Origin of the sequence: Streptomyces sp. BBFR2 (assembly GCF_044497305.1) — a bacterium.
In the GTDB taxonomy this organism is placed as follows: domain Bacteria; phylum Actinomycetota; class Actinomycetes; order Streptomycetales; family Streptomycetaceae; genus Streptomyces.
Genome location: NZ_CP172415.1, coordinates 2,659,249 through 2,683,003, shown reverse-complemented (window position 1 = coordinate 2,683,003; position 23,755 = coordinate 2,659,249). Strand labels below are relative to the sequence as shown.

23 protein-coding genes, 1 tRNA gene and 1 pseudogene are annotated in these 23,755 nt (G+C 73.5%); 12 read left to right on the top strand and 13 right to left on the bottom strand.

Going from position 1 to position 23,755, the window contains the following annotated elements; genetic code table 11:
• Positions 1-127 precede the first annotated feature (127 nt).
• Positions 128-1,729 carry a DoxX family membrane protein gene (locus tag ACGH2B_RS10205; protein WP_399087236.1) on the top strand — a complete coding sequence of 534 codons (1,602 nt, stop codon included), beginning with the start codon at positions 128-130 and terminating at the stop codon, positions 1,727-1,729.
• A 108-nt stretch (positions 1,730-1,837) separates the two neighbouring features.
• Here ACGH2B_RS10205 and ACGH2B_RS10200 read toward each other — a convergent pair whose 3' ends face one another.
• From ACGH2B_RS10200 to ACGH2B_RS10185, 4 genes are all read right to left on the bottom strand, one after another.
• Positions 1,838-2,827 carry an alpha/beta fold hydrolase gene (locus ACGH2B_RS10200; RefSeq protein WP_399087234.1) on the bottom strand — a complete coding sequence of 330 codons (990 nt, stop codon included), beginning with the start codon at positions 2,825-2,827 and terminating at the stop codon, positions 1,838-1,840.
• Between the two features lie 90 nt (positions 2,828-2,917).
• On the bottom strand, positions 2,918-3,646 hold the full coding sequence (locus ACGH2B_RS10195) for an NDP-sugar synthase (RefSeq protein ID WP_399087232.1): 729 nt from the start codon (positions 3,644-3,646) through the stop codon (positions 2,918-2,920).
• Positions 3,647-3,676: 30 nt separating this feature from the next.
• On the bottom strand, positions 3,677-4,093 hold the full coding sequence (locus tag ACGH2B_RS10190; RefSeq protein ID WP_399087230.1) for a hypothetical protein: 417 nt from the start codon (positions 4,091-4,093) through the stop codon (positions 3,677-3,679).
• 265 nt (positions 4,094-4,358) lie between these two features.
• Positions 4,359-5,495, bottom strand: a complete 1,137-nt coding sequence (locus ACGH2B_RS10185; protein ID WP_399087228.1) for an ABC transporter ATP-binding protein — start codon at positions 5,493-5,495, stop codon at positions 4,359-4,361.
• A 172-nt stretch (positions 5,496-5,667) separates the two neighbouring features.
• Between ACGH2B_RS10185 and ACGH2B_RS10180 the strand changes: the two genes are divergently transcribed.
• Positions 5,668-5,741: transfer RNA gene (locus ACGH2B_RS10180), tRNA-Thr, on the top strand.
• A 438-nt stretch (positions 5,742-6,179) separates the two neighbouring features.
• Here ACGH2B_RS10180 and ACGH2B_RS10175 read toward each other — a convergent pair.
• Positions 6,180-6,527: pseudogene (locus tag ACGH2B_RS10175) on the bottom strand (ankyrin repeat domain-containing protein); the annotation flags it as partial.
• Positions 6,528-6,661: 134 nt separating this feature from the next.
• On the opposite strand from ACGH2B_RS10175, the gene ACGH2B_RS10170 reads away from it, so the two are divergent.
• Positions 6,662-7,216 carry a GNAT family N-acetyltransferase gene (locus tag ACGH2B_RS10170; RefSeq protein WP_399087226.1) on the top strand — a complete coding sequence of 185 codons (555 nt, stop codon included), beginning with the start codon at positions 6,662-6,664 and terminating at the stop codon, positions 7,214-7,216.
• A 358-nt stretch (positions 7,217-7,574) separates the two neighbouring features.
• Here the strand turns inward: ACGH2B_RS10170 and ACGH2B_RS10165 are convergent, their stop codons facing one another.
• Complete coding sequence (locus ACGH2B_RS10165; RefSeq protein WP_399087224.1) at positions 7,575-8,156, bottom strand: hypothetical protein; 582 nt, start codon at positions 8,154-8,156, stop codon at positions 7,575-7,577.
• Positions 8,157-8,273: 117 nt separating this feature from the next.
• Here ACGH2B_RS10165 and ACGH2B_RS10160 point away from each other — a divergent pair, with 117 nt between their 5' ends.
• The 5 genes from ACGH2B_RS10160 (at position 8,274) to ACGH2B_RS10140 (ending at position 12,323) form a co-directional block, all read left to right on the top strand.
• A complete protein-coding gene (locus ACGH2B_RS10160; RefSeq protein ID WP_399087222.1) occupies positions 8,274-8,675 on the top strand; it encodes a helix-turn-helix domain-containing protein in 402 nt (133 codons plus the stop codon).
• A gap of 99 nt (positions 8,676-8,774) precedes the next feature.
• Entirely contained in the window at positions 8,775-9,185 is a 411-nt protein-coding gene (locus ACGH2B_RS10155) for a VOC family protein (RefSeq protein WP_399087220.1), read from the top strand.
• Positions 9,186-9,361: 176 nt separating this feature from the next.
• Entirely contained in the window at positions 9,362-10,465 is a 1,104-nt protein-coding gene (locus ACGH2B_RS10150; protein ID WP_399087218.1) for a M24 family metallopeptidase, read from the top strand.
• Between the two features lie 488 nt (positions 10,466-10,953).
• Positions 10,954-11,622, top strand: coding sequence for a pentapeptide repeat-containing protein (locus ACGH2B_RS10145; protein ID WP_399087216.1), 669 nt, complete (start codon positions 10,954-10,956; stop codon positions 11,620-11,622).
• Positions 11,623-11,723: 101 nt separating this feature from the next.
• Complete coding sequence (locus ACGH2B_RS10140; protein WP_399087214.1) at positions 11,724-12,323, top strand: nucleotidyltransferase domain-containing protein; 600 nt, start codon at positions 11,724-11,726, stop codon at positions 12,321-12,323.
• 390 nt (positions 12,324-12,713) lie between these two features.
• Here ACGH2B_RS10140 and ACGH2B_RS10135 read toward each other — a convergent pair whose 3' ends face one another.
• Positions 12,714-13,211: a hypothetical protein gene (locus ACGH2B_RS10135; protein WP_399087212.1), complete on the bottom strand. Its 498-nt coding sequence runs from the start codon at positions 13,209-13,211 to the stop codon at positions 12,714-12,716.
• A gap of 218 nt (positions 13,212-13,429) precedes the next feature.
• On the bottom strand, positions 13,430-14,197 hold the full coding sequence (gene map / locus ACGH2B_RS10130) for a type I methionyl aminopeptidase (RefSeq protein ID WP_399087210.1): 768 nt from the start codon (positions 14,195-14,197) through the stop codon (positions 13,430-13,432).
• A 220-nt stretch (positions 14,198-14,417) separates the two neighbouring features.
• Here map and ACGH2B_RS10125 point away from each other — a divergent pair, with 220 nt between their 5' ends.
• Positions 14,418-14,735, top strand: coding sequence for a helix-turn-helix domain-containing protein (locus ACGH2B_RS10125; protein ID WP_399087208.1), 318 nt, complete (start codon positions 14,418-14,420; stop codon positions 14,733-14,735).
• Between the two features lie 421 nt (positions 14,736-15,156).
• Here the strand turns inward: ACGH2B_RS10125 and ACGH2B_RS10120 are convergent, their stop codons facing one another.
• Positions 15,157-15,732 (bottom strand): TerD family protein, encoded by a 576-nt coding sequence (locus ACGH2B_RS10120; RefSeq protein WP_399087206.1) that lies wholly within the window; start codon positions 15,730-15,732, stop codon positions 15,157-15,159.
• Positions 15,733-15,968: 236 nt separating this feature from the next.
• Here ACGH2B_RS10120 and arfB point away from each other — a divergent pair, with 236 nt between their 5' ends.
• Entirely contained in the window at positions 15,969-16,397 is a 429-nt protein-coding gene (gene arfB / locus ACGH2B_RS10115) for an alternative ribosome rescue aminoacyl-tRNA hydrolase ArfB (RefSeq protein ID WP_399087204.1), read from the top strand.
• Positions 16,398-16,411: 14 nt separating this feature from the next.
• On the opposite strand, the gene ACGH2B_RS10110 is transcribed toward arfB, so the two are convergent.
• Entirely contained in the window at positions 16,412-17,020 is a 609-nt protein-coding gene (locus ACGH2B_RS10110) for a flavin reductase family protein (RefSeq protein WP_399087202.1), read from the bottom strand.
• Positions 17,021-17,330: 310 nt separating this feature from the next.
• On the opposite strand from ACGH2B_RS10110, the gene cdgB reads away from it, so the two are divergent.
• Together cdgB and ACGH2B_RS10100 are read left to right on the top strand one after the other, a co-directional pair.
• Positions 17,331-19,010 (top strand): diguanylate cyclase CdgB, encoded by a 1,680-nt coding sequence (cdgB, locus tag ACGH2B_RS10105; protein WP_399087200.1) that lies wholly within the window; start codon positions 17,331-17,333, stop codon positions 19,008-19,010.
• Between the two features lie 318 nt (positions 19,011-19,328).
• Complete coding sequence (locus ACGH2B_RS10100; RefSeq protein ID WP_399087199.1) at positions 19,329-20,207, top strand: carbohydrate-binding protein; 879 nt, start codon at positions 19,329-19,331, stop codon at positions 20,205-20,207.
• A gap of 28 nt (positions 20,208-20,235) precedes the next feature.
• Here ACGH2B_RS10100 and ACGH2B_RS10095 read toward each other — a convergent pair whose 3' ends face one another.
• The 3 genes from ACGH2B_RS10095 to ACGH2B_RS10085 all read right to left on the bottom strand — a co-directional run bounded on the left by ACGH2B_RS10095 (position 20,236) and on the right by ACGH2B_RS10085 (position 23,540).
• Entirely contained in the window at positions 20,236-21,177 is a 942-nt protein-coding gene (locus ACGH2B_RS10095; RefSeq protein ID WP_399087197.1) for a 1-phosphofructokinase family hexose kinase, read from the bottom strand.
• A 222-nt stretch (positions 21,178-21,399) separates the two neighbouring features.
• Entirely contained in the window at positions 21,400-22,608 is a 1,209-nt protein-coding gene (gene nagA, locus ACGH2B_RS10090; protein WP_399087195.1) for an N-acetylglucosamine-6-phosphate deacetylase, read from the bottom strand.
• On the bottom strand, positions 22,608-23,540 hold the full coding sequence (locus ACGH2B_RS10085; RefSeq protein ID WP_399087193.1) for an ROK family protein: 933 nt from the start codon (positions 23,538-23,540) through the stop codon (positions 22,608-22,610). The genes nagA and ACGH2B_RS10085 overlap by 1 nt, the downstream gene beginning before the upstream one ends.
• Between the last annotated feature and the right edge of the window lie 215 nt (positions 23,541-23,755).

The window sequence follows — 23,755 nt, the reverse complement described above, 5'->3', positions numbered from 1 at the left end:
GACGCTCCGTACGACTCCCGGCGATCCTGTGATTTTTTGACGGGTCTCGGACAGATCGGCCAGGTCAAGGCAGTGTCTTAACCGCTCGTCACTCGGTTAGATGAGCGTGGACACCAGAACACCCCGCATGCCTACGGGGGGACGCTCGCCGGGCTTCGATGACGAGCCGCCGCTGAGCTCGGTCAAGGTGCCGTGCGATCCCGCGCAGGTCATCGTCAACCACGCCAGCTTCCGCGTACAGCTCGCCGCGCCCGTCGTGGGCCGGGCCGGGGCCCGCGCCCCCGTCCTCGGCGCGCGGGGCGGCGGCCGCCGGGCGCCCGTGGTGTGGAGCGGCCGCACCGAGCCGGGCGGCTCGTCCGGCGCCACCACCCAGCTCCTGCGCGCCGTCCGCACCGCCGGCATCGGCCTGGACACCGACGAGAGCGACGACGCCGCGGCGACCCAGCTCCTGCCGCGCGTGCCCGACACCGGCCCGACCGTCATCGGCCAGCGCGGCCCCGCCGAGGCCGACACCACGCTGCTCCGCCCGGTGCGCCCCGGCGGCCCCTACGACCCGTACGGTCCGATCACCGGCACCGGCCGGGAGGCGGCGTACGGCAGCGGGCGCGACGAGGCGTACGACGACGCCTACGGGGGCGGCGGCGAGGACCGCTTCGAGGCGCGGGAGAGTTACGACGCCTCCGGGCGGCGCCGGGGCGGCGACAGCGTCCGCCACGCGTACTACCCGGGCCGCCGGATGAATCTCGGCGTCGTCCTGCTGCCGCTGCGGATCTTCCTCGGCCTGATCTCGATCTACGCGGGCATGGGCAAGCTCTGCGACCCCGTCTATTTCGACGGCGGTGAGCGCGGTTCGATGGTGAAGTGGCTGTCGTCGTTGGAGCCGTGGGCGCTCGCCGTCCCGCTGCGTGACTTCGCGCTCGGGCACCCGGTGGGCGCCGGGCTGACCGTCGCGTTCCTCCAGGTCGTGGTCGGGGTGCTGACCATCTGCGGGCTGTGGCAGCGGCTCGCCGCGTCGTTCGGCGCACTGCTCTCCGCGGTGCTGCTGATGACCGTCACCTGGCGCAGCGTCCCCGCGTACGACGCGCCCGACATCATCTATCTCGCCGCCTGGAGTCCGCTGGTCATCGCGGGCGCCCCGGTGTACTCCCTCGACGCCCGGCTGGCCGGCGAGGCGTGGCGGCGGCTCGGCCCCCGTGTGGACGTCGGTGACCTGCGGCGCCGGGTGCTGCGCCGCGGTGCGGCGATGACCGCGGTGATCGCCGGGCTGACGTTGCTGGTCGGCTCGGTGCTCGGCGGCGCCGTACGGTCGGCGACGGTCACCTCCGTCCCGCGGCCCGGCGAACCGGCGATCAACAACCTGCCCGGCCGGCCGCTGCCCAGCCCGCACCGGCAGGCGACCCGCCCGCAGCAGACCCGCACCGCCGTCCCGCAGCGTCCCGGTACGCCGCGGCCGGGCGCCGCGCACACCGCGGGGCCGACGGGTACGCCGTCCTCGACCGCGGGCAGCAGCTCCCCGACGGCCGGGGCGACCAGCGGTGCCGACCGGCAGCCCGGTACCGCCGCCACCACCGGCGCCCCGCAGCAGTCCCCCTCGACCGGGGCCGCGTCGACGGCCCCGGCGCAGTCGTCCGGCGGCACGGGCGGCGGAACCACCGGCTCCGGCGATGGCGGTACGCCCGCCGGCAAGCCGAAGGAGCACACCGGAGCCCTGGGCGGCCTGCTGGGCTGACCCCCGCCGGGCACCACGAAACGGCCCCCGCGGACGGAGAGCAACCGTCCGCGGGGGCCGCTCTCGTAAGGGGACGGCCGGGCCGCGGGCCTCGGGCGGGAGGGCGCGTCAGGCGTCCGGCAGCCCCCGCAGCCATGCGATCAGCAGACGGTTGACCTCGTCCGGGCGTTCCTGCTGGACCCAGTGGCCGCAGCCGTCCAGCAGATGGGTGGCGGTGAGGCCCGGCAGGGTGGTGGGGAAGGCGGCGATGGCGTCGGCGAGCCAGGTGGTGGAGGGGTCCTCGGTGCCGCCGATGAAGAGCGACGGCTGGGGGATCGGGGCGCCCTCCAGGCCGGCGGTGGCGGCCCAGTCGCGGTCGGCGTTGCGGTAGCGGTTGAGCGCGCCGGTCAGTCCCGTACGGGTGAACTCAGCGGTGTAGCGGTCGAGTTCGGTCTCACCGAGCCAGGCGGGGGTGCGGTCGCGGACGAAGCGGTCGCTGAGGCGGCCGCCCTCGGGGACGAAGAAGTGGCCGGTGGACTGCGGCATGGTGTCGCCGGAGAGCGAGGCGTAGAAACCGGCGAGCCAGGCGCGGATGTCCGGTTCGATCTCCGCTTCGGCGCGGCCCGGCTCCTGGAAGTACCGGACGTAGAACTCTTCGTCGCCGCCGAGCATCGCGAAGACTTCGGACGGCGGGACGGGGCCGCGCGGCGCGTACGGGACGCTCAGCAGGGCGACGGCGGAGCAGATGTCGGGCCGCAGCAGTGCGGTGTGCGCGGCGATCGGGGCGCCCCAGTCGTGGCCGACGAGGACCGCGTCGCGGGCGCCGAGGGCGTGGATCACGGCGGCGTTGTCGGCGACGTACGCCGCCATGTCGTACGCCTCGACGGCCGCGGGCCGGGCGGAGCGGCCGTATCCGCGCAGGTCGAGGGCGGCGGCGCGGTAGCCCGCCGCGGCGAGCGCCGGGAGCTGGTGGCGCCAGGAGTACCAGGACTCCGGGAAGCCGTGCAGGAGCAGTACGAGCGGGCCGCTGCCCTGCTCGACGAGGTGGAAGCGGCCGCCGGGGGTGTCCACCAGGCGGTGGGTCCACTGCGGTTGCGGTGTCGGTACGGGCTGCGGCATCGGTCCTCCCGGGGACGTCGGTCGCGTCAGGATGCGGCACCGGCCCGGCGGCCCCGATACGGATTTGCCGTTCCGGCAAACCGGCCGCGCTCAACTCTCCGTCGCGCCCAGCTCCTTGGCAGCTTCGGTGAGGTCCTTGGTGGTGTCGATGGCGCGCCAGTACGCGCCGTGCGGGAGGGGGTAGCCGGCCAGCCGCCGCTCGCGGGCGAGCCGGGGAAAGGTGGTGCGCTCGTGGTCGCCGCGGTCCGGGAGCAGTTCGGTGAAGGCGGCGGAGAAGACGTAGACCCCGGCGTTGATGAGGTACGGCGACGGCGGCGCCTCGATGAAGTCGAGGACATGGCCGAACTCGTCGGTCTCCACCACGCCCCAGGGGATCCGCGGCCGGGCCAGCGCGAGGGTGGCCTCCGCGCCGCGTTCCAGGTGGAAGGCGGCCATCTCGGTGAGCGGGAAGCGGGTCCAGATGTCGCCGTTGGTGGCGTACCAGGGCTCGTCCGGGCGGGGCAGTGACGCCGCCGCGTATTTGAGGCCGCCGCCGCGGCCGAGGGGTTCGGTCTCGATGACGGTCGTGACGTTCAGCGGGAGGTCGGCCTCGGCCAGCCAGTCCTCCAGGACGTGGGCGAGGTGGCCGCAGGAGACCACCGCGTCGGTGACGCCCTCGGAGGCGAGCCAGGTGAGCTGGTGGCCGATGATCGGGGTTCCCGTGCCGGGAATCTCGACCATCGGCTTGGGCCGGTCATCGGTGTACGGCCGCAGGCGCGAGCCCTGGCCACCGGCCAGGACAACGGCCTGCGTCGGATAGGGATACGGGGCGACTGTCATGGTTCGCACCCTATGCGGTGCGAGCGTCGGTCACTGGGCGGTGGCGACGCCGGAGGCGAAGGAGGTGTCGCACACCGGGCGGGAGAACGCCTGCGCCCGGTGCCCGGCGCCGTACTTGGCGACGGCGGCCCGGCCCAGCGCCCGCGCGATGGACGTGCAGTGCTTGGCGAGCGACGGCCGCTCCGTGGTGGCCCGCTGGAGGTGGGTCAGCGCCACCCCCGGGTCCTTCTCCTGGAGTTCGAGCAGCAGGCGGTCGCGGAGGACGTCCTGCGGGGCCTTGGGGGCGGACTTGGTGGCGGTCTTCCCGCTGGACGCGGTCAGCAACTGCGTGTCCGCGGACTTCGAGGCCCACGGGACGCTGGTGACCGCGAGCGTCCCGGAGAGGACGAGGACGACGGGGAGGACGAGGGCGAGAGTTCTGCCGATACGGCGCGCTGCGGAGTTCACGGTCGCGATGGTAGCGAGCGGTGATGATATGGCGACATTGCGTCACCTTATCGAGGGATGGGGTGGTTGGTCGGGGCAGGCGCGATGTTGACGAAGGGGGGCGCGCGGCCCCCTTCCGGGCGCCACCGGTGGGCGGCGGAGCGGCTGTTCCGCCACGCGTCGCGCGCCCCCGCCCGCAGGAGCGGGGGCGCGGAAAACGGAGCGGCCGGCCGCGGCGGAGGAACACCGCGACCGGCCAACCGGTCCGCCGCGTAACGGAGTCGGGTCAGTCCGCGAGGCGCTCGCCCGACGACGTCGAGAAGACGTGCGTCTCGCCCGGCTGCGGGACGACGTGGAGGGTGGCGCCCTTCTCCGGCACCTGGCGGCCGTTGACCCGGACGACCAGGTCCCTGGGCTCGCCGCCGACCTCGACGGTCCCGTAGACGTACGCGTCGGCGCCCAACTCCTCCACGACGTTGACCGTCACGGCCAGACCGGCGGGGGCGTCGGACGTCTCCTTGGACAGTGCCTTGGCGGCGCCGCCGTTCTGCTCGACGATCTCGAAGTGCTCGGGCCTCACGCCGACGGTGACCGTCGTGTCGCCCTTGTCCGCCGCCGTGGCCAGCGCGTCCCGGCCCACCGGCACCACGCTGTTGCCGAACTTCACGCCGCCGTCGGTGATCGGGACCTCGACGAGGTTCATCGCCGGCGAGCCGATGAACCCGGCGACGAAGAGGTTCGCCGGCCGGTCGTACATGTTCCGCGGCGAGTCGACCTGCTGGAGCAGCCCGTCCTTGAGGACCGCGACCCGGTCGCCCATCGTCATCGCCTCGACCTGGTCGTGGGTGACGTACACCGTGGTGATGCCCAGGCGGCGCTGGAGTCCGGCGATCTGCGTACGGGTCTGGACGCGGAGCTTGGCGTCGAGGTTGGACAGCGGCTCGTCCATCAGGAAGACCTGCGGCTCGCGGACGATCGCCCGGCCCATCGCGACGCGCTGACGCTGACCGCCGGAGAGCGCCTTCGGCTTACGGCCCAGGTACTCCGTGAGGTCGAGGATCTTCGCCGCGTCCTCGACCTTCTGCCGGATCTCCGCCTTCGGCACCCCGGCGATCTTGAGCGCGAAGCCCATGTTGTCGGCGACCGTCATGTGCGGGTACAGCGCGTAGTTCTGGAACACCATGGCGATGTCCCGGTCCTTCGGCGGCAGATGCGTGACGTCACGGTCGCCGATGCGGATCGCGCCACCGTCGACGTCCTCAAGACCCGCCAGCATCCGCAACGAGGTCGACTTACCGCAGCCGGACGGACCGACCAGGACGAGGAATTCCCCGTCCTCGATGGCGATGTCGAGCTTGTCGACGGCGGGCTTGTCGGAACCCGGGTAGATACGGGTTGCCTGGTCGTACGTGACCGTAGCCATGATGTGTCCCTTCACCGGCAGGAACGTGCCGGACGATCCGAGTAAAGGAGTGGCGTGGCCCACAACCGCGGGCCCCGCGCGACGCTACCCGCGGCGATCCCGGGTGTCAGCACCCCAGAGGTCACGAAATGGCGACCGGCACCCACCCCGCCTGGGTACACTGCTCCCGCACGCCTCCTTAGCTCAGCTGGCCAGAGCACCGCTCTTGTAAAGCGAAGGTCGTCGGTTCGAATCCGACAGGGGGCTCTGAGCTTGGGCCTTATGACCTGCGGGTTTGTTGCGTGGGGGCCCGGTGATCGGCCTCGGACTTCTGGTCCGGGGCCTTTTGCGTGGGTGATGGGGTGCCGGGTGGCATTGTCGCGGCTCGCCCGGTGACGGCCGTCGAGCCGGTCGGGGGCAGTGGGGTGCCGCGATTGTGTGCCGTTCGCGCATCGGGCTGTTCCTGTTGGCGCTTGGGCCGGGTGGTAGCCGGGCTTCGGGGGAGCGATGCGTTAACCCGTTCTTCTGGAATTCCTTGAGTCGACTGAATTCGTCTCGGGCGTTCCCCTGCTTCGGCCGGAGGGAAACCGGTAGCACTGTGGCCCTCGCGCGCATTTGCCGGCGCGGGGCTGGAACAGGGGGCTCGCGGCAGCAGGAGATACCGCTTCTTACAGGTTTTGGGCGTTCCCGGGGGGTGGCGGATTCCGCTGCGGTGAGGAGTGCGGCGGTTTCCGGTGGGGGCCTGCGGAGGCCCATTCCAGGGGGGGGCGGCCGGTGCCGTGGTCTTCGCGCGAGTGAGGTCGGCGCCGTGGGGCAGGAGTGCGCGCACCGTTGGGGTATGGCCCCAGCAGGCGGCTGCGCACAGTGGAGCGCCCTCGGCGCCGAATCCGCTGCTCTCGGCGTCGGGTGAGGCGCCGGCTCTGAGGAGGAGGCGGGCGATGTCCGCCTCTCCGTTGACGGAGGCCAGATACAGAGGTGTGGTGCCCGTGGCGTCCAGCGTGTCGGGGTGATCCCGGTCCGCGGAACTGCCTTCGCGACGTCGGCGTCACCCATCAAGATTGCGCAGAAGAGACGCCGGGAGAGCTTTTTGTGCGGGTGGGTAAGGCATGGGCGTACATCGGGCTCTCGCCACCGGACCTTTCCGGTTACCCTGCCTCGTTCTTGAAAAGGCCAGGAGGTTTGCCCTGATGAGTAGTAGTGATGCCACGCCGGCTTTTCCCGAGCGGATGGAAATTTCGGGGGAGGGGCTGGTGCTGCGGGACTGGGAGGAGGCGGATTGCGAGGGGATGCCGGCGCTGTTCGACCACCCGGATATCGCGTACTGGACGCCGATCGTCTCGCCCTTCGATGAGGAGGCCGCCCGTGGACGGTTGGAGCGGGCGCGGCGGTTGCGGGCGGACGGCACGGCGATCCTGCTGGCCGTCACGGTGGACGGCGGCGCGCCGCTCGGTGAGGTGATGCTGCGGCGCGCCCCCGAAGGGACGGAACTGGGTTACGCGATCGGGCCGGCGCACCGGGGGCAGGGGCTGGCGGCGCGGGCGGTGCGGGTGATGGCTGGTTACGCCTTCGAGGAACTGGGCGCGGAGCAGGTGATTTTGGAGTTGGAGGCGGAGAACGCGGCGAGTGTGGCGGTGGCGACCCGGGCGGGCTTCCGGCTGCTCGATGTGCCGCTGATCGAGGGGGAGGAGAAGGGCCGGGCGTATGTGTTGCAGACGTGGGGGTTGGCGCGGGAGCGGTTCTGACCTGGGGGCGCGCTGTTGCTGAGTGGGGGCGCCCGGGTGAGCCGGGCCCCCTCATGCCGGATCTTCTCTGTGCGGAGCGCCTGTGTGGTCTGGGGGTGCGGCTTGCGTGGGCTGTGCCGGTGCGGGCGTGTCCTTCGGGGCTTCCCCGGCTTTTCTGCCCGCTTGCTTCGGGCCTTCTCCGCCCGTCCTTACCTACCGCCCGCCCTTTTTCCGTCCGGATTCCGGCGCGCGTACTTCGTGGCTGTGCTTGATCTCTGATGGCCGGGCCGATCAGTCGATCGCGCCCGGCTTTCGTCGTACGGGCCCGGTCTCCGGCGTACGGGCCTGGTTCCCGCAGGCCGTGCCGGGGCCGGGTCGGTCAGCCGCCGAGGAGCGGTTCGTGGTGGTGCCACACGAGGTAGCGGTCCTCCCGGCGCAGCTCGGCGTCGCCCCATTCGGCGCGCATGACGCCGCGCTCCAACGAGCAGGCGTACGCGATGAGTACCAGGCGGACGTCCTCCGGCAGGAGTGCCAGGTCGGGCGGGACGTCGGGTACGGGCTCCGGCCCCAGAGCGAGGTCGAGCGCCAACTGCTGGGGCTCCGGCCCGTGGCGCCGGATCAGCTCGGCCCGGAAACCGGTGGCGCTCCGCAGCCGGGCGGCGGTGACGGGTACGTCCTTCGCCGCGTAGCGGAGCGGGTAGAGGAGGTGGCCGCTGACGAGCATGAGGGTGCGGCCCTGGAGGCGCACCGGGTCTCCGTACGGGGCGAGTGCGGCGGCCAGTTCCTCGTACTGGACAGCGTGCAGACCGTGCCCGTACGCCTCCAACGTCTGGGTGTGGACCCCCTCCTGCCCGTTCCGGGCCCGCTCGTGTGCCCGGCGGAGGCAGGCCGGGACGGCTTTCGCCACCGCGCCGGCCACCTCACCGAAGATTCCCCGTGCCCACCCGCTGACAGAGTCCACCGTGGCTCGCTCCCCCCTCATGGCGCCGACGTGACCGGCGGCTTCCTTCCACGGTGGAGGCGCCGGGAGGCCGCGGCAAGAGCGCCTCGGGGCCGACGTCCGTGCTCTGATGTCCCCATGAGAGAGGCCGTGGAGGAGCGCAACCGGCGCATGCTGCGGGCGCGGGACGCGATGGACCGTGCGTACACGCGGCCGCTGGACGTACCGGCGCTGGCACGGATCGCGCATGTGTCGCCGGCCCACTTCGCCCGCACCTTCCGGGCCACCTTCGGTGAGACCCCCCACCGCTACCTGCAACGACGCCGGGTCGAGCGGGCGATGTCGTTGCTGCGGGAGACCGACCGCAGCGTCACCGGCATCTGTTACGAGGTCGGCTTCGGCAGCCTCGGTACGTTCAGCCGGACGTTCCGCGAGATCGTCGGACGGTCGCCGAGGACGTACCGCAAGGACCGCAGGGACGCGGTGGCGGCGAGCGTGCCGACGTGTTTCGCCATGGCGTGGACGCGGCCCGTCCGGTGAGAGGGGCGCGACCGTCTCCGGGCGGAGGGGAGAGCGCGCCGCCCGTAAGAGCGCAGTTCCGGAGAAGTTTCCGGCCACTCCCGCCCGTAGGTTGAGGGCATGTTCAATGCCATCACGCACTCGCAGCTCTACGTCCTCGACCAGGACGAAGCCCTCGACTTCTACGTCGGCAAGCTCGGCCTGGAGGCCGCCGCCGACATCGATCTGGGGTTCATGCGGTGGCTGACCGTCGCCGTGCCCGGGCACCCGGAGCGGCAGATCCTCCTGGAGCGTCCGGGTGCCCCGGCGATGTCCGAGGAGACGGCTGCCCAGGTCCGGGACCTGGTCACCAAGGGGGCGATGGGTGGCTGGCTCATCCTCGCCACCGACAACTGCCGCAGGACCTACGAGACGCTTCGGGAGAGGGGCGTCGAGTTCACTCAGGAGCCGACCGAGCGCCCCTACGGGACGGACTGCGGGCTGCGCGACCCTTTCGGCAACAACCTCCGCTTCACCGAGCCGAGGGGGTAGGCGTACCCGGGGGCGTGCCGGAGCCCCCATCAGGGGCGCGTCCCCGGATGGCCGCGCCGGGCGTGCGGGTGAGGTGTTCGCGCCGGTGGCCGGCGGGGAGCGGCCCGGAAAATGCCCGTCCCGAGCGGGTGCGGGCCCCGGAGCGGCGGGCGTAGATTGCGGCCATGGTGACCTCCATGACGCGTGACGCTTACGGGCAACGGATGGAACGGGCCGCCGCCGCGGCCGCCGCGGCGGGACTCGACGGACTGATCGTGACGCCGGGCCCGGATCTGGGCTGGCTGTGCGGCTACCACGTCACGGCGGTCACCGAGCGGCTGACCGCCCTCTTCCTCGCCCCCGGTGCCCGGCCGCGGCTGCTGGTGCCCGCCCTGGAACAGCCGGATGCCGAGGCCGCCCCGGGCGCCGCGGCCCTCACCGCCACCGGGTGGGGCGACGGCACCGACCCCTACGGAGAGCTGGCGAAGTGGCTCGATCCGAAGGGCCGGTACGGCGTCTCGGACGCCACCTGGGCGCTGCACCTCCTCGGCCTCCAGCGGGCCCTGCCGGAGAGCGGTTACGGCGCGCTGTCCGAGGCGCTGCCGATGCTGCGGGCGGTCAAGGACGCGTACGAGACGGAGCGGCTGGCGGCGGCGGGTGCCGCGGCGGACGCGGCGTACGACGACATCCTCGGGCTGCCGTTCGCCGGCCGCCGTGAGCGGGAGGTGGCCGAGGATCTCGGCCGGCTGCTGCTGCGGCACGGCCACAGTCAGGTCGACTTCACCATCGTCGGCTCCGGCCCCAACGGCGCCAACCCGCACCACCACGCGGGCGACCGGGTGATCCAGGACGGTGACATGGTCGTACTGGACTTCGGCGGTCTCAAGGACGGCTACGGCTCCGACACCACCCGTACGGTCCACGTCGGCGAGCCGAGCGCCGAGGAGCGCACGGTGCACGACATCGTCCGCGAGGCGCAGCAGGCGGCGTTCGACGCGGTGCGCCCCGGGGTGGCGTGCCAGGAGATCGACCGCGTCGCCCGCCGGGTGATCAAGGCCGCCGGATACGGCGAGTACTTCATCCACCGCACCGGCCACGGCATCGGCGTCACCACCCACGAACCGCCGTACCTGGTGGAGGGCGAACACCTGCCCCTCGTCCCCGGTATGTGCTTCTCGATCGAGCCCGGCATCTACCTGCCGGGCCGCTTCGGCGTCCGCATCGAGGACATCGTCCTGTGCACGGAGACGGGCGGCCGCCGCCTCAACACCACGGAGCGGGAGATGGCGTTGGTGCGGTAGCGGCGCCGGGGCACGGGGCCCGCCCGTATCCGCGTCTGTGGCTGTGTTGGTGCCGGTGCGGGCGGGCGAACGGGTACGGGGCGGCGGCGCGGGCGCGGAGAGAGGGCTCGGCGGACAAGGCGTGCGGCGGGCCGGTCGCGGTACGGGTGCGGGGTGTCGCGCGGGCTCTCCGGCGTCCTCGTGGACGGGGCGGGCGCCCGGCCGGGCGGCGGGGGTGCGGCATCCGGGGCGGCCCGGAATCACTTTTCTCAGGTCTTCACCGCAGGTCAGGGCGGGTTCCGGGGTGGCGGTGGCGGGCGGATGGCGCCGTGGGGGAGCCTTCGGCGGCGGGGATTGTCAGTGGTGTGGTTCACGATGTGTGGCAGATGGCGGTTGGGCGCACGCACGGTGCGCGCGGCCGGCCGTCCGGGCGCGGCGGTCACGGGGGTGTCGCCGCGCCCGGCGGGCGGGCCGCGGGCGCGCGGGCGGCGGACGGAAGGCGGTGGAGCATGGCAGGGCGGCGTACGGAGACGGTCCGGGCGGTGCGCCGGGCGGAGGTGAGGCTGCCTGAGCTGACGGCGTACGGCGGCGGCGAGCTGGAGCCCGAAGGGGACTACGACGGGCTGGAGTTCACGGATGTCGACGCGGCGGGGCAGTCGGCGCGCGGCGCCCGGTTCATGGACTGCACGCTCCGCCGCTGCGCTCTCGACGAGACGGTGCTGAGCCGCGCGCGGTTCATCGACACCGTGCTGAGCGGCATACGGGGCGTCGGTACGGACCTCTCCCAGGCATCGCTGCGCGATGTGGAGGTCACCGATGCCCGGCTGGGCGGTACGCAACTGCACGGCGCGGTGCTGGAGCGGGTCGTGGTGCGCGGCGGAAAGATCGACTTCCCGAATCTGCGCACCGCGAAGCTGCGGGACGTGCTCTTCGAGGGCTGCGTCCTGGTCGAGGCGGACTTCTCCGGCGCCGAGCTGGAGCGCGTCACCTTCGAGGACTGCACGATCGCCCGCGCCGACTTCACCGGCGTCCGGATGAAGGACGTCGATCTGCGCGGCGCCGCCGCCCTCGACGTGACCCGAGGCATCGACGGCCTCGCCGGCGCCGTCATCAGCCCCGCCCAACTCCTCGACCTGGCGCCGTCGTTCGCGTCTCAGTTGGGAGTACGGGTGGAGTGAGGGGGAACGGCGGAGCACGGGCGGAGGGCGGGGCGGGCGGGCCGGGGGAAGGGAAGGGGAGCACCAAGGACGACGACGAAACTCCCCGCACCCCCGGTGACTTGAGCCATTGGGACCCCGCCTCGCCCGCCGAGGCTGCCGTCGCCTTCGGTGGTCACGGCTGCCGCTGGTGGGTGGCCGGAGGGTTCGCGATCGAGCGGGCGGTGGGCCGGCGGTTCCGTGACCACGCCGACCTCGATGTGCTGCTGTTGCGGCGTGATCACCTCGTGGTGCAGCGGGCCCTGCCGGACTGGGAGTGGTGGGCCGCCGACCCGCCGGGACGGCTGCGCCCGTGGCTGCCGGGCGAAACCCTGCCCGCGCGGGTGCACGACATCTGGTGCCGCCCGGGCCCGCGGGCGCCATGGCGCCTCCAGGTGATGCTGGACGAGTCCCGGGGTGAGGAGTGGGTCTCCCGGCGCGACCCCGGAGTGCGCAGACCCCTCGACGCGCTGACGGGCTCACCGTCGTCCGCGGACACCATCCCGTTCCTCACGCCCGAGGTGCAGCTCTACTACAAGGCCCAGGCCCCGCGCCCCAAGGACGAGACGGACTTCCGCGCCGCCCTGCCCGTCCTCACCACCCCGCAACGGCGGTGGCTCGCCGAAGCGATCACCCGGACGTACGGGGCGCCGCATCCCTGGATCGCACGCCTCACGGAATGAGAACGTACGGCCCGCGCCCCGTGCCCCGTGCCCGCGGCCTGCGGGCCGAGCGCGGCGCGGGCCTCGCCCGGCCAGGGGCGACGGCGACCGAGCCGTACGCATCGGCCCTGGCCGGACAGGGGACACGAACGCACCGCCCCCGGCCGGACAGGAAACACGTACGCACCGGCCCTGGCCAGGCCGAACGCTCCGTGCGGCCTGTCGGAGGCAGGCCGAGACGCCCCGTACGTACCGGCCCCGCCAGGCAGGACGCACGTACGCGCCGGCTGCGGCCAGGCCGAACGGCCCCGAACGCGTCCCGCTGCGTCAGCCTCCGCACCCGGCACCCCAGCCTCCACGGACCGGCCGTGCGACTCCCGGCAGGCACCGCCCGTGAGGGCGGCGCGCAGGTCAGACCCGGGGGAAGCGGGACTGGAGTGCCCAGATGGCGGGGTTGTCGGTGAGGCCGTCGTGCATGTCGCCGAGGTCGGCGATCAGGTCGTGGAGGAAGTCGCGGGCCTCGCGGCGCAGGGCGGTGTGGTTGAGGACGAGCGGGGGTTCGTCCGTCGTCATCCAGTCGGCGGTGACCTCGACCCAGCCGAAGCGCCGCTCGAAGAGCATCCGGTCGGCGGACTCCGTGAAGTCCAGCTCGGCGCGGACCGGGCGGGCCGACCTGTTGCCCCGCGGGTCGGTGTCCAACTGCTCGACGATGTCGCACAGCGCCCACGCGAAGTCGAGCACCGGCACCCAGCCCCAGGCCGTGGACACCTCACGGTCCTCCCGGGTGTCCGCGAGGTAGACGTCACCGCAGAAGAGGTCGTGCCGCAGAGTGTGGACGTCCGCGGTCCGGTAGTCGGTCTGCGGGGGATCCGGGAAGCGGCGGGAGAGCGAGTAGCCGAGGTCGATCACGGTGCCGATGGTGTCATGGCCGGAGCGGGCCCGCGGCGGGGAGGCCGCGGCGTCGATGTCCCTGCCCGCGCCGTACGGAGGTGCCGGGGGCCGGGGCGCGGGTCACGCCGTACGGCGGCGCCCCGCCCGCCCGGCTCAAGGAGGCCGGGCGTCACGGGCGGCTGCGGCGGCGCCCCGCCCGACCGGTTCACGAGGGCTCCGGCGGTGGGCGGGGTCCGCTACGGCAGGGTCAGGACGCGCGGGCCGTCGTCCGTGATGGCCACGGTGTGTTCGAAGTGGGCGGCGCGGCTGCCGTCCGCGGAGCGCAGCGTCCAGCCGTCGGGGGCGGTGACGAACGCGTCCTTGCCGCCGGCGAGGAACATCGGCTCGATGGCGAGGACCAGACCGTGCCGCAGGCGGAAACCGCGGCCGGGGCGGCCCTCGTTGGGGACGGGCGGGTCCTCGTGCATCGCGCGGCCGATGCCGTGGCCGCCGTACCCCTCCAGGATGCCGTAGCCGGCGGCCCGGCCGACGCTGCCGACGGCGTGCGCGATATCGCCCATCCGCCCGCCGGGCACCGCCACGGCGATGGCCGCTTCGAGGGCCTGCCGGGTGGTGTCGAGCAGCCGCTGGTCCTCCGGGCTCGGCGTGCCGATGGGGAAGCTGACGGCGGCGTCGCCCGCCCAGCCGTCCACGACGGCGCCGCAGTCGATGCTGACCACATCGCCGTCGCGCAGCCGGGTCTCGTCCGGGATGCCGTGCACGACCGCGTCGTTGACGGACGCGCAGAGCACGGCGGGGAACGGGGTCGGGGCGAAGGACGGCCGGTAGCCGAGGAACGGGGAGGTGGCGCCGGCCTCGTCCAGGACGGTACGGGCCGCCTCGTCCAGCTCCCGCAGCCGTACGCCGGGCGCGGCGGCCGCGCGGGCGGCGGCGAGCGCGTCGGCCACGACCCGCCCGGCCACGCGCATCGCGTCCATCGCCGCATCGGTTTTGATCTCGACCATCGTGTTGATGCCTTCCGTGGAACTCGCGCACCGGAACCGCCGACGCCGCCGCCCATCCGACGCTCACCCCGGAGCCCGGAGCCCGGAGCCCGGAGCCCGGAGCCCGGGCATACGGGACAAGGGCCCGGAGGCCGGGCCCGTAGGGACGGCGCGCAGCGGAAGCGACACCAGAGCGGTATTTCTTTACCGGTATTGGATTACCGGTATTAGTATCACGCTCATGGTGCGAACTCCACTGACTCCCTGGGAACGCGAACGCGGCGAACGGCTCGGTGCGCTGCTGCGTGCGGCGCGCGGCGAGCGCAGCATGGTCGAGGTCGCGGCGGTGGCCGGACTGTCGGCCGAGACGCTGCGGAAGATCGAGACCGGACGGGTGCCGACGCCCGCGTTCTTCACGATCGCCGCACTGGCCGGCACGCTCGGCCTGGCGATGGAGGACGTCGTCCGCGCGGCCACCCCCGAAGGCGCCCCGGACGAAGGGGCGGCACCGGTGCCGCCGGTACGGGCGGCCGTCCCTCACGGGTCCGCCGCCGCGTAGATACGTACGGGGAAGGAGGGCTGCGTGGAGCAGAGGGGAAGAGGCGGGGTGGACTCCCGCGGCCCGGATCATCCGGATGTTCCGCGAGCGGCCGCGCTCCGGCGCGGCCCGCGTTCACCGTCTTACGGGAGCGGCGGCATCGATCGGCGCACACGGCACGGCGCCTGAAGCGTCACCGGAAAGGCGCGCGGCGCGGCGGTGGCGGCGCCATAGGGGCGCCCACGGCATCTGTCGTCGGGGCGGGCGGTGCTCTCGCCTCACCCCGGGCCGGGGCCCGCGACCGGCCGCCCGGCGCGCGGGAATTCAGGGGCGCGGGCGTTCAGGCGCACGGGGTTTCCGTGGTGCGGGGAAGCCGTCCCCGCGGGGGTCGGACGGTGCGGCGGGCCGGAGCCGTGCGGGCGGCCCGCCGCTGCCCGGCGGGTCAGACGTTGACGCCGAAGTCCTGGGCGATGCCGGCCAGGCCCGAGGCGTAGCCCTGGCCCACGGCGCGGAACTTCCAGTCGGCGCCGTTGCGGTACAGCTCGCCGAAGACCATGGCGGTCTCGGTGGCGGCGTCCTCGCTCAGGTCGTAGCGGGCGACCTCCGCGCCACCGGCCTGGTTGACGATGCGGATGTAGGCGTTCCGCACCTGGCCGAAGTTCTGGCTGCGGCTCTCCGCGTCGTAGATCGAGACCGGGAAGACGATCTTGTCGATGTCGGCGGGCAGCGCGGCGAGGTTGACGTTGATGGACTCGTCGTCGCCCTCGCCCTGGCCGGTGGTGTTGTCACCGGTGTGGACGATGGACTGGTCCGGCGTCGCCTTGTTGTTGAAGAAGACGAAGTGGGCGTCGGAGTAGACCTTGCCGCTCGGGTTGACCGCGATGGCGCTGGCGTCGAGGTCGAAGTCGGTGCCGGTGGTGGTGCGGACGTCCCAACCGAGGCCGACCGTGACGGCGGTGAGACCGGGCGCCTCCTTGGTGAGCGAGACGTTGCCGCCCTTGGACAGGCTTACAGCCATGGGATGTCCCTCTTTCCCTCGTTGAAGCATCGGGCTCCGTACTGCGCACGAAGCTACCGTTTCCCCACTGAACGCGAGCGAGGGGGCGGGAGGTTCCAGCTCCCTTTACTTTCTTTGCGGTTGGTTTTTCCCCCGAAGGGCCGAGGCGCCGGGGCGTGCGCGCGGGCGCCCGGTCCCGGCGCGGCCCGCCGGGAAATGCGGATGACCAGGGGCGCGGAACGCGCGACCATAGGGGCATGTCCGGGCCCTATGTCATCCGCGGTGCGGTCGTTCTTCCCGAGGCCGAGCTGGTCTGGCGCTTCTCGCGGTCCTCGGGTCCGGGCGGCCAGCACGTCAACACCAGCGACAGCCAGGTCGAGTTGCGCTTCGACCTCGGCCGTACGCAGGCGCTGCCCGAGGTGTGGAAGGAGCGCGCACTGGAACGGCTGGCACACCGGCTGACCGGTGGGGTGCTCTCCGTCCGCGCCTCCGACCACCGCTCCCAGTGGCGCAACCGCGAGACCGCGGCCGTACGGCTGGCCTCGCTGCTCGCGGAGGCGACCGCGCCGCCGCCCAAGCAGCGGCGGAAGGCGCGCGTCCCCCGCGGCATCAACGAGCGGCGGCTGCGGGAGAAGAAGCAGCGCGGCGACGCCAAGAAGGGCCGTTCGGGTCGCGGCTGGGACTGACCGGACGCGGCGGCTCAGCCCAGACGCCGGTACTTCCCGCGGAAGTACGCCAGCGGACCGCCGTCCTCGGCGGGCGCGGTGGCGGTCAGGACGCGGCCGATGACGAGGGTGTGATCGCCCGCCACGACGCGCTGCTCCGTGCGGCACTCCAGGGTCGCGAGGGCGCCGTCGATGAGCGGCGCGCCGCTCGCCTCGCCCCGTACGTGAGCGATGTCCGCGAAGAGCAGCCGGTCGCTGATGCGGCCCTTCATGGCGAAACATCCCGCGATGTGGCGTTGGCCCTCCGACAGGACCGAAACCGCCCAGAGGGGCTGTTGCGCCAGCAGGTCGTCCATCCGGGAGTCGTTGCGAACGCTCACCATCACCAGTGGCGGCTCCAGGGAGACCGAGACGAACGCCGTGGCGGTCATGCCGGCGTCCTCGCCCCGCGGTCCGCCGTCCGGATCGTGCGCGGTGATGACCACCACGCCGGCGGCGAGGCGGGACAGGGCGGCGCGGAACTCGTCGTCACTCACCCCACCAGAATGCGGGACCGGACCGCCTCCCGGCACGGCCGCGAGGCTGACGGTGGGGGCGGGGGCGGGCGGATCGGCGGATACGGCGGCGGGGCTTTTCGTGAACACGCCATGAACGCTAGCGCCGGGCGGTAGCGTCACGCATCGGGCCCCGGGACCACCTGTGGCCTAGGTCCGGCGACGGAGAGACCACCGGCCCGGCGATTCGCGGAATTTGCGTTCAGGAAGTGCGGAACGGGCGGTTCTCCGTTTCCCGCGGTGGCTCTCAACTACACGTCACAGCCTGTGACTTGAGTCACAGCATGCGGTAATTGTTGACCCTGTGTACCGAGTGGGCAGCTCACTGTGATTCAGTGGCCGTGGAAACGGACGACAAAGAAGCGTGGAGTTGCTGTCGAGGTCTCAGGGAGAGCGAGCGATGGAGGCCGAGTCGGAGCCGTATGTCCGCCTGACGACCTTGCGGCAGCTACACCAGGCGGTCGCCGAGCTGAACACCGCTCGTAGCCTGGCGGACACCTTGCAGACCGTCGCGGACGGAGTGACCACCGGGCTCGGGTTCGAGCTGGCCGCGGTCAACCTCGTACGGCCGGACGGTGATCTGGTGGTGGCCGCGGTCGCCGGGAGCGCGGGCGCCGAGGCGCTGATGGCCGGGCGGATCGGCTCGCGTGACTCCTGGGAGCGGCGGCTGTCCATGGGGGAGCGCTGGGGCACGCTGTGCTTCGTGCCGTACACCGAGGGCTGGGTGCTGGACGACGACGACGTCCCGCAGTGGCACACCGGCGGCGCCGACCCCGGCTTCAGCGGCGCGTGGCACCCCAAGGACCGGCTCTTCGCCCCCATGCACACCTCACCCGACGGCGGCGGTGAGCTGCTCGGCGTGATCTCCGTGGACCGGCCGCGCAACGGCCGCCGTCCCGGCGCCTGGGCCCGCGAGGCGCTCCAGATGTACGCGTTCCAGTCCGCCGTGGCGATCAGCAACGCCCGGCTGCGGTCCAACATGCAGCGGGCGCTGGTCCGGCTGGAGCGTGAGCAGCAGGCGCTGCGGGCCAGCGAGGAGTCCTTCCGGCAGGCGTTCGAGTACGCGCCGAGCGGGATGGCCGTCGCCGAGATGGGCGGTGACCAGCACGGACGGCTGCTGCGCACCAATGACGCGCTCTGCCGGCTGCTGGGCCGCCCCGCCTCCGCGATGCGCCGCTACTCCTTCTCCGACCTCGTCCACCCCGACGACATCGGCCTGCTGCTGCGCACCTCCGCCGAGGGGGGCCGCGCCGAGCTGCGGCTGGCCCGCCGGGACGGCACGTACATCTGGGTCTCGCTGCGCAACTCCGTCGTCGCCGACACCGCCGACGGGCCGCGGTTCCTGCTCACGCACGTCGAGGACATCGAGGAGCGCAAGCGGCACGAGCTGCAGCTCGCCCACCGCGCCAGCCACGACGCGCTGACCGGTCTGCCCAACAGCGCCGAGCTGCGGGCCCGCCTCAGCGCGCGGCTCTGCGGGCGGGCGCCGGGCGACGCCGCCGACGCGTACGCGGTCTCCGCCGCCGTCTTCGCCGGTGCCGGGGATCCGTCCCCCTTCCCGGCGGAGGGCGCCGAGGCGTACGAGGGGCTGGAGGGCATGGAGCAGAGCCTCGGCGGGGCGCTGCCGTACGACCACCATGTGCACACCATCGCGCCTTCGGAGGGGCCGGCGGACGACGGTTCCAAGGGGCTCGCGGTCCTCTTCTGCGACCTCGACGGCTTCAAGTCGATCAACGACCGGTTCGGTCACCACACCGGCGACGCGGTGCTCATCGAGGTCGCCAGGCGGCTGACCAGCGGCGTCCGGGACGGCGACACCGTCGCCCGGCTCGGCGGTGACGAGTTCGTGGTCCTCGCCGACGGGCTGGGCACCGCCGACGCCCAGGACCTCGCGGTGCGGCTGCGGAACGCGATCATCCCGCCGATCCGGGTGGACGGCCGCGCGGTCCGGGTCGGCGCCAGCTTCGGCATCAGCTGGGCCGGATGCGGGATGACCGCCGAGGAAGTGCTGCAATCCGCCGACCAGCGGATGTACGTCGAGAAGCGGTCCCGGGCGAAGGCGAACCGCCGGGCGGGGTGACCGCCGGGGTGCCGCGACCCGGCCCGCCGCGGGCCTCCCGGGCGCGGCCTTCGAGACCGGTACCCCGCCCCGGGCCGTGCGTGACGGGGCCGGGATCCCGCCCCGTACCGCCCGTCACGGGCCCGGGGACGGGCACCCGTCGTTCACCGATCCGTAGCGATCTTGTGCCCTGAACGGGCCCGGCGTGGTGTGGTGCGAACGGGGTAGGCTGCGCCGATGCGGCGCGGTGCCGCCGGGGGCTCGGAAAGTGCAGGAACGCGCGGAGAACCATAGGGGCATCCGGACGCGATACAGATCATCGCTGGGGAGTGACACGCAATGACGGCCGGCAACACGGGCTCGGACACGCCGGAGAACGACGACCCGTTCGGGTACCTCTACCGCTCGGAAGGCGGCGAGGGCGGCGGCGACGGCGCGACGCGGCAGCAGGGCGTTCCCCGCACCTCCTACAACCAGGTCCGCGCGGTCGGCGAGCGGCAGTACGGCGCGTCCCAGCAGCCCGGATACGGCCGGCCGAACGCCTCCTACGCGGCGCCCGAGACGCTGCCCGGCGGTGAGCGGCGTGCCGCGCCGGCCGGTCCGCCCCCGCCGCCGCAGCGCAACCACAAGGGCCTGCTGATCGGCGCGGTCGCCGTGGTGGGCGTGGTGTGCATAGCGATCGGCGTCGTGATGCTGACGAACTCGGAGAAGGACACCGGCGACAAGGCCCGGCCGAGCGCGACGGTGAGCACCTCCGAGGAGCCGGCCGACAAGCCCAGCGAGAAGCCCAGCAAGGCGCCGCTGCCCAAGGACGACGCGGGCAGCCTGAAGCTCGGCGGCACCGCCACCACCTCCAAGGATGTCCCCGGGGCCCGTTCGGCCGGCGGGGTCTACGTCGGCGGGATGAACACCCCCGGCGCGTCGGCGACGTGGACGCTGAACGTCGAGGAGGACGGCGCGTACAAGATGTGGGTCGGCTACGGCGTGCCGGGCAAGGACCAGAACCTCACGCTGACGGTCAACGGCAAGCGGGACTCCCGGCCGCTCAACATGGGCAACTTCGCGAACGCCGAAGAAGGCTCCTGGGACAAGTGGACGAAGACCTGGCAGCGGGTGCCCCTCAACAAGGGCACCAACACCGTCACGCTCTCCTGCGAGGACGGCAACAAGTGCGACGTCAACATCGACCAGCTATGGCTGGAGAAGAAGATCTCCTGACCGCCGCTCGTCCCCGGGGCCGGGCCGGTCAGCGTCCCGGTGCGGCCGGGACGGGCAGTTCCGTCACCGGTACCTCGGGCAGCAGCTCCACGTAGGTCGCCGCGTCGAACTCCCCGGCGGCCGCGGCCCGTACCGTCGCGGCGGACAGCGCGACCGCGCGCGCCAGGCGATCGGGCCATGACAACCCTTCGACCAGGCCGGAGAGCAGGCCGGCCACCGCGGAGTCGCCGGCGCCCGTGGGGTTCCCGGCGATCCGGCGCGGCGGGGCCGCCTGCCAGGCGCCGTCGGCGGTGACCGCGAGCATGCCGTCCGGGCCCAGGGACGCGGCGACGGTGTGCGCGCCGCGGCGGCGGGCGTCGCGGGCGGCGCGCAGCGGTTCGGTGGTGCCGGTGAGCGCGGCGAGTTCGTCGGCGTTGGGCTTGGCGAGGTCGGGGCGGGCGGCGAGACCGCGGCGGAGCGGTTCGCCGCTGGTGTCGAGGAGGACCGGGACCCCGGCGGTGCGGGCGGCGCGGGTCAGCCGGGCGTAGACGTCGACGGGGACGCCCGGTGGCAGGGAGCCGCAGAGCGCCACCGCGTCCGCGTCGGCCAGCAGCTCGCGGTAGGTGCCGAGGAAGGTGTGCCACTCGGCGGGGGAGATGACCGGGCCCGGTTCGTTGAGCTGGGTGGTGTCGCCGGTGGCGGCGTCGACGACGGCGACGGTGCGGCGGGTGGCGCCGCCCACCGGGACCAGCGCGTCGGTGACATCGCTCTCCTGGGTGAGCAGGGCGCGCAGCGCGTCCCCGGTGCCGCCCCCGGCGAACCCGGTGGCGACGGTGCGGTGGCCGAGCGCGGCCAGGACCCGCGCGACGTTCAGCCCTTTGCCGCCGGGGCGTTCGGCCACGTCGGTGACGCGGTGGGTGGTGTGCGGGGCCAGGCGGGGCACCCGGTAGGTCAGGTCGAGGGCGGCGTTGAGCGTGACCGTGAGGATCATGTTTCCCTCCCGCGCCGGGCCCGGTCGGCCGGTGGCCGGGCGGTGGTGGGCCGGGCGGCCGCCGTGGCGGCCACCGGACCGGCAACCGCCCCCGGGCGGCCGCGTACGGACAAGTGCGCGAGAGATCATGCCATCGTCGGCGGCGGTTGGCCCAGACCCGGGGCCGCCGCGGGGCCGCCGCCCGGATGGCGGGGTACGGCGGCGCCCCGGCCCCGCGGCGGGTCAGACGCCGGACGGGCGGACCACCCAGGCACCGCGCCGCATGACGCCCACGACCTCGTACGCGGCGTCCAGGACGACCAGATCGGCGTCCTTGCCGGCGGTCAGCGAACCGGTCCGGTCGTCGATGCCCAGCAGCCGCGCCGGATTGGCCGAAAGGGCCTGTACGGCCTGGTCGACGGTGAGCTTGTCGACGGTGAGGGCGCGGCGGAACGCGCGGTCGAGGGTGAGGGTGGAGCCGGCGATGGACCCGGCGGTGGGGCCGTCGGCGATCCGGGCGACGCCGTCGGTGACGTCCACGGACATCGGGCCGAGGCGGTACATCCCGTCGGACATGCCCGCCGCGCCCATCGCGTCGGTGATGAACGCGACCCGGCCGGCGCCCGCGTCCCGGAAGGCCATCTGGAGGACGGCGGGGTGCAGATGGGTGCCGTCGTTGATCAGCTCGACGGTGACCCGCTCGTCCTCCAGCAGCGCCAGGATCGGCCCCGGCGCGCGGTGGGCCAGCGCGGGCATCGCGTTGAAGAGGTGGGTGGCGACGGTGGCGCCCGCGTCGACGGCGTCGCGGGTGGCGTCGTACGTCGAGTCGGTGTGGCCGACGGCGGCGAGGACGCCCGCGTCGGCGAGCAGCCGTACGGAGTCGAGGCCGCCGGGGAGTTCGGGGGCGAGGGTCATCATCCGGGTGCTGCCGCGGCCGGCGGCGACGAGGGCGCGGACGTCGGCCGGGTCGGGGTCGCGCAGCAGTCCGGGCTGGTGGGCGCCGCAGCGGTGCGGGGAGATGAAGGGGCCTTCGAAGTGGATGCCGACGAGGTCGCCCTGTTCGGTCAGGTCGGCGAGGACGGCCGCCTGCCGGGCGAGGTCGCCGAGGTCGCCGGTGACGGTGGAGCCGATCATCGAGGTGGTGCCGTGGCGGCGGTGGGCGTCGACGACCCGCAGGCACTCCTCGGGGTCCGCGGACGAGAACGAGCCGCCGCCCCCGCCGTGCACGTGCATGTCGACGAAGCCGGGCACGACGAGATGGCCCGTCAGATCGGCGCGCTCCGCCGCGGCGTCCCCGGGGCCGTCCGGGGCGGGTCCTGACACCTCGGCGATGCGGTCGCCCTCGACCGTGATCCGGCCGTCCTCGACGACGCCGTCCGGGGTCGCGATACGGGCGCCGGCCAGGACGGTGCGCCGGTCACCGGCACGGCCCGCGGATTGTTGCTGTGCCATCAGGCGGATACCTCCGTGGAGAGAAGATCCCAGGCGAGGAGCCCCGCGCCCAGGCAGCCGGCGGCGTCACCCAGCGCCGCCGGGACGATCGAGGGCAGCCGCTGGAACGTCACCCGCGCGGCGACCGCCTCGCGCAGCGGCGTGAAGAGCGTGTCGCCCGCCTCCGCGAGCCCGCCGCCGATGATCAGCGTCCGCGGGTCGAGCAGGGTGAGGCCGGTGACCAGCCCGTCGGCGAGCGCGTCCACCGCGTCCCGCCACACCGCGGCGGCGCGCGGATCACCGGACTCCACGGCCTTCGCCGCGTCCGCCGCGCCCGCCGCCGGATCGCCGCACGCCTCGGCCCAGGCGCGGCCGACGGCGGCGGCGGACGCCACCGTCTCCAGACAGCCGCGCTGCCCGCAGCCGCAGAGCAGCCCGCCGGGGCGGACGACGATGTGGCCGATCTCGCCCGCGCTGCCGTGCGCGCCGGTCTCGATGCGGCCCCCGATGCCGATGGCGCCCGCGATGCCGGTGCCGAGGGGGACGAAGAGGAAGCGGTCGGCGTCCCGCCCGGCGCCGATGCGGCCCTCGGCGAGCCCGCCGGTGCGGACGTCGTGGCCGAGGGCGACGGGGATGCCGTCCAGCCGCCGGGAGAGCAGATCGCGCAGCGGCAGATCGCGCCAGCCGAGGTTGGCGGAGTACGCGGCGACGCCGGTGTGTTCGTCGACGATGCCGGGGACGGCGACGCCGGCGGCGGCCGCGGGCGTGCCGAAGCGGGCCCGGCCGATGTCGCGCAGCTCCGCGGCGAAGCCGAGGACGGCCTCGACCACGGCGTCGGTGCCGCGCTCGCGCCCGGTGGGGCGCCGCGCCTCGTACAGCAGGGTCCCGTCCGCCCCCGCGAGGGCGGCTTTCATTCCGGTGCCGCCCACATCGAGGGCGATGACGTGTCTCACGGGAACAGTTTCGCGCGCCCCGGCACGAAAGGTCTAGTCCACTCGCGGTACGGCCTGGCCGTCCGTTCGCCTTATCCTTGGTGCCACCCCATGGTTCGTTCGCCGTAAGGCCGCAGTGACCTGCGGAGTCCGGCGGCGCCGCGCGGCGGCGGGGACCGTGGCGCGGACCTCGTGTGCGGTACGCCGTCCAGGGCGCATGCCGCCGGGCGGCGGAG

Excerpts from the sequence above, each read along its gene's own strand:
- ACGH2B_RS10205 (WP_399087236.1), top strand. The coding sequence starts at position 128 with ATGCCTACGGGGGGACGCTCGCCGGGCTTCGATGACGAGCCGCCGCTG.
- ACGH2B_RS10200 (WP_399087234.1), bottom strand. The coding sequence starts at position 2,827 with ATGCCGCAGCCCGTACCGACACCGCAACCGCAGTGGACCCACCGCCTG.
- ACGH2B_RS10195 (WP_399087232.1), bottom strand. The coding sequence starts at position 3,646 with ATGACAGTCGCCCCGTATCCCTATCCGACGCAGGCCGTTGTCCTGGCC.
- ACGH2B_RS10185 (WP_399087228.1), bottom strand. The coding sequence starts at position 5,495 with ATGGCTACGGTCACGTACGACCAGGCAACCCGTATCTACCCGGGTTCC.
- ACGH2B_RS10170 (WP_399087226.1), top strand. The coding sequence starts at position 6,662 with ATGAGTAGTAGTGATGCCACGCCGGCTTTTCCCGAGCGGATGGAAATT.
- ACGH2B_RS10160 (WP_399087222.1), top strand. The coding sequence starts at position 8,274 with ATGAGAGAGGCCGTGGAGGAGCGCAACCGGCGCATGCTGCGGGCGCGG.
- ACGH2B_RS10155 (WP_399087220.1), top strand. The coding sequence starts at position 8,775 with ATGTTCAATGCCATCACGCACTCGCAGCTCTACGTCCTCGACCAGGAC.
- ACGH2B_RS10150 (WP_399087218.1), top strand. The coding sequence starts at position 9,362 with ATGACGCGTGACGCTTACGGGCAACGGATGGAACGGGCCGCCGCCGCG.
- ACGH2B_RS10145 (WP_399087216.1), top strand. The coding sequence starts at position 10,954 with ATGGCAGGGCGGCGTACGGAGACGGTCCGGGCGGTGCGCCGGGCGGAG.
- map (WP_399087210.1), bottom strand. The coding sequence starts at position 14,197 with ATGGTCGAGATCAAAACCGATGCGGCGATGGACGCGATGCGCGTGGCC.
- ACGH2B_RS10125 (WP_399087208.1), top strand. The coding sequence starts at position 14,418 with ATGGTGCGAACTCCACTGACTCCCTGGGAACGCGAACGCGGCGAACGG.
- ACGH2B_RS10120 (WP_399087206.1), bottom strand. The coding sequence starts at position 15,732 with ATGGCTGTAAGCCTGTCCAAGGGCGGCAACGTCTCGCTCACCAAGGAG.
- arfB (WP_399087204.1), top strand. The coding sequence starts at position 15,969 with ATGTCCGGGCCCTATGTCATCCGCGGTGCGGTCGTTCTTCCCGAGGCC.
- cdgB (WP_399087200.1), top strand. The coding sequence starts at position 17,331 with ATGGAGGCCGAGTCGGAGCCGTATGTCCGCCTGACGACCTTGCGGCAG.
- ACGH2B_RS10100 (WP_399087199.1), top strand. The coding sequence starts at position 19,329 with ATGACGGCCGGCAACACGGGCTCGGACACGCCGGAGAACGACGACCCG.
- ACGH2B_RS10095 (WP_399087197.1), bottom strand. The coding sequence starts at position 21,177 with ATGATCCTCACGGTCACGCTCAACGCCGCCCTCGACCTGACCTACCGG.
- nagA (WP_399087195.1), bottom strand. The coding sequence starts at position 22,608 with ATGGCACAGCAACAATCCGCGGGCCGTGCCGGTGACCGGCGCACCGTC.